This is a genomic window from Burkholderia sp. E168m23, from assembly GCF_016586125.1.
In the GTDB taxonomy this organism is placed as follows: Bacteria; Pseudomonadota; Gammaproteobacteria; order Burkholderiales; family Burkholderiaceae; genus Burkholderia; species Burkholderia orbicola.
On sequence record NZ_BCPP01000889.1, the window covers coordinates 1 to 2,964 of the forward strand.

A 2,964-nucleotide genomic window follows, 5' to 3' on the forward strand; every position below is an offset into this window, starting at 1 on the left:
CTCGCGTCTGGTCGCCTGAACCGGAGCATACGCATGTCGGACTCCAATGCCCGTCAAGCGCCCGGCGAGGGCAAGCGTCTCGTCGTCGGCGTGTCGCTGTTCGTGCGCGGCGCCGGCCAGTCGCTGTGGGAAAACGGCATTTTCCAGAACTGCCTGCTGCTGATCCTGCTGCTGCGCCAGTCACCGCTCGTCGCGGATGCCGTGATGGTGAACGGCGGCGAACAGGTCGCCGATCCGCAGATGATGCTCGGCGAGTGGAACGTGCCGCTGCTGTCGATGGATGAAGCGCTCGAGCGCTGCGACGTGCTGATCGAAATGAGCGCGCAGTTCGGCGCGGACTACCTGCGCGCGTTTCGCGAACGCGGCGGCAAGGTGGTCACGATGCGGGTCGGCAACGACTACGTGATCGACATCGAGCGCGCGATGTTCGACAAGCCGTCGGGCTTCCTGTTCTCGGGCGCGCCGTACGACGCGGTGTGGACGATCCCCGAGTTCGAGCGCTCGTGCCTGCACTACTACCAGACGGGCCTGCGCGCGCCGGTCACGATCGTCCCGCACATCTGGCATCCGATGCTGTTCGACAAGGCGCGCGCGACGCTCGGCGCCGGTTTGTCGTTCGGCTATCAACCGGCCAAGCCGCGCTGGCGCGTGACGATGTTCGAGCCGAACATCTGCATGGTGAAGACGAGCATCATTCCGATGCTCGTGACCGAGGAAGCGTATCGCGCGAAGCCCGAGTTCCTCGAGTTCGTGCGCGTGTGCAACACGATTCACCTGAAGGAACATCCGACGTTCGTGCACTTCGCGAAGAGCCTCGACATCGTGAACCACGGCATCACGACGTTCGAAAGCCGCTATGCGGTGTACGAGTTCATGGCCGCGTACGGCGATGCGGTGGTGTCGCACACGTGGGAGAACGCGCAGAACTACCTGTACTACGAGCTGCTGTACGGCGACTATCCGCTGATCCACAACTCGCCGTTCCTCGGCAAGGCCGGGTATTTCTATCCGGACTTCGACTGCCAGGCGGGCGGCCGCGCGCTGCTGCAGGCGTTCGCCGAGCACGACGCGAACCTCGACGCGTATCGCGAGCAGTCGAAGCACGTGCTCGACTCGGTCAGCATCTACAACCCCGAGAACGTCGCGGCCTATACGGACGCGATCGCCACCCTCTATCGCGACGCGTGACGCGCCGCCCTTTCCGGACCCTGACCATGAACGCACGCTCGACCCTCACCCGCGCAAAATGGCTGATCGGCTGCGCCGCCGCATCGATCGCGATCGGCGCGCACGCGCAAGCCGCCGGCGAATCGGCCGACACGCTGCTGCGCGACTCCGATGCGGTGTTCAAGCAGCTCGACGCCGGCCAGTACGGGGCGGTATGGAGCGACGCCGCGCCGTTCGTCAAGGCGCGCTTCAAGCAGGATCAGTTCGCCGCGCAGATGCAGCAGGCACGCCAGTCGGTCGGCGCGGTCGGCCATCGCGGCTGGGCGCAGGTCACGCGCATCCGCTACGAGCGGACGACCGGAATGCCCGACGGGCTCTATGCGAACGTCGATTACGCGACGACGCTCACGAGCGGCGCCACGATGTTCGAGAAGCTGAGCTTCCGCCTCGAAACCGACGGCCGCTGGCATCTGACGGGCTACGTGCCGCGTCAGACGCAAAGCGCCGCGCAGTAAGCCACGCACTGCCCGCCCCACGGAGCCGATCCGATGAAACTCAATGTCGCGATAACGATGAACGTGCAGCGCGACGCGACGCAGTCGATCTGGTACAACGGCGCGAACCAGCATTGCGTGTACCTGTACATGCTGCTGAAGCAGTCGCCTTTGATCGGCGAGGTCTGGCTCGCGCACGACGACGGCATCACCGAGTATCCGCAGGCGCTGATGATGGACGCGTTCGGCGACGCGCTGCGGCCGCTGTCGGCCGTCGTTCACCAGACCGACCTGCTGATCGAGATGAACGCGTTCATCGACCCGTCGCACACGGACGTCATGCGCCAGCGCGGCGGCAAGTGCGTGTCGTATCGCTTCGGCAACGACTACGTGATCGCGGTCGAGACGATCAACTTCGAGAAGAACGACTGGCGGCCGAACCCGCACCGCGTGCAGTTCGACGAGATCTGGACCAATCCGCAGCACATGCACACGTGCGCCGCGTATTTCCAGGCCGTGTACCGTGCCCCGGTGATCGAGCTGCCACATATCTGGTCGCCGTATTTCATCGAGCGCAGCCTCGACGCCGATCCTGAACTGAAGGCCCGCTTCGGCTATCGCAACCACGGCCCGGCCAAGCGCATCGCGTTCTTCGAGCCGAACCTGAACGTCGTGAAGAGCGCGATCGTGCCGATGCTCGCCGCGAACGCGTGCTACGTCGAGCATCCGGAGCTCGTCGAGCACGTGTACATGACCAACACGTTCGACAAGAAGGAAAACGTCGCCTTCAAGCATCTCGCGCTCGGGCTCGAGATGGTGCGCGACGGCAAGGCCACCGCCGACGTGCGCGCGCCGTTCGTCGCATGGGCCGCGCATCACACCGACATCGTGGTGTCGCACCACTGGGAAAACGGCCTGAACTACCTGCTGTACGACGCGCTGTACGGCAACTATCCGCTCGTGCACAACTCGCCGTTCCTGCGCGACGTCGGCTACTACTATCCGGACTTCGAGATCTTCGATGCGGCGCGCGCGATCGCGACCGCTGCGCAGACGCACGACGCGCGGCTCGACGACTACGCGGCCGCCGCCCGCCGCTGCCTGCATCAGGTCGACACGCTCGCCGAGCACAACGTGCGCGCGTATTCCTCGCAGATTCAGCATCTGTTCGCCGACCGCCCGCTCAGCTGATTGCCTTCGCACGCGCCCCAGCCCATGAATCAGACCGTCCGCAATTTCGTCGTGATCGATTCGATCCACGGCCCGTTCGTCATCAACCGGCATTGCGCGTTGCAGGCCGAGG

The 2,964-nt window shown here is 64.9% G+C and carries 3 protein-coding genes; all 3 read left to right on the forward strand.

The features are described 5' to 3' along the window. Positions 1 to 33 precede the first annotated feature (33 nt). The 3 genes from JMF90_RS31425 to JMF90_RS31435 are packed head-to-tail and all read left to right on the forward strand — an operon-like array spanning position 34 to position 2,852. Positions 34 to 1,188: a DUF2827 domain-containing protein gene (locus JMF90_RS31425; RefSeq protein WP_011546964.1), complete on the forward strand. Its 1,155-nt coding sequence runs from the start codon at positions 34 to 36 to the stop codon at positions 1,186 to 1,188. A gap of 26 nt (positions 1,189 to 1,214) precedes the next feature. Continuing rightward, entirely contained in the window at positions 1,215 to 1,682 is a 468-nt protein-coding gene (locus JMF90_RS31430) for a DUF4019 domain-containing protein (protein ID WP_011546963.1), read from the forward strand. 33 nt (positions 1,683 to 1,715) lie between these two features. Continuing rightward, positions 1,716 to 2,852, forward strand: a complete 1,137-nt coding sequence (locus JMF90_RS31435) for a DUF2827 family protein (RefSeq protein ID WP_011546962.1) — start codon at positions 1,716 to 1,718, stop codon at positions 2,850 to 2,852. The last annotated feature ends 112 nt before the right edge of the window (positions 2,853 to 2,964 follow it).

Excerpts from the sequence above, each read along its gene's own strand:
- JMF90_RS31425 (WP_011546964.1), top strand. The coding sequence starts at position 34 with ATGTCGGACTCCAATGCCCGTCAAGCGCCCGGCGAGGGCAAGCGTCTC.
- JMF90_RS31430 (WP_011546963.1), top strand. The coding sequence starts at position 1,215 with ATGAACGCACGCTCGACCCTCACCCGCGCAAAATGGCTGATCGGCTGC.
- JMF90_RS31435 (WP_011546962.1), top strand. The coding sequence starts at position 1,716 with ATGAAACTCAATGTCGCGATAACGATGAACGTGCAGCGCGACGCGACG.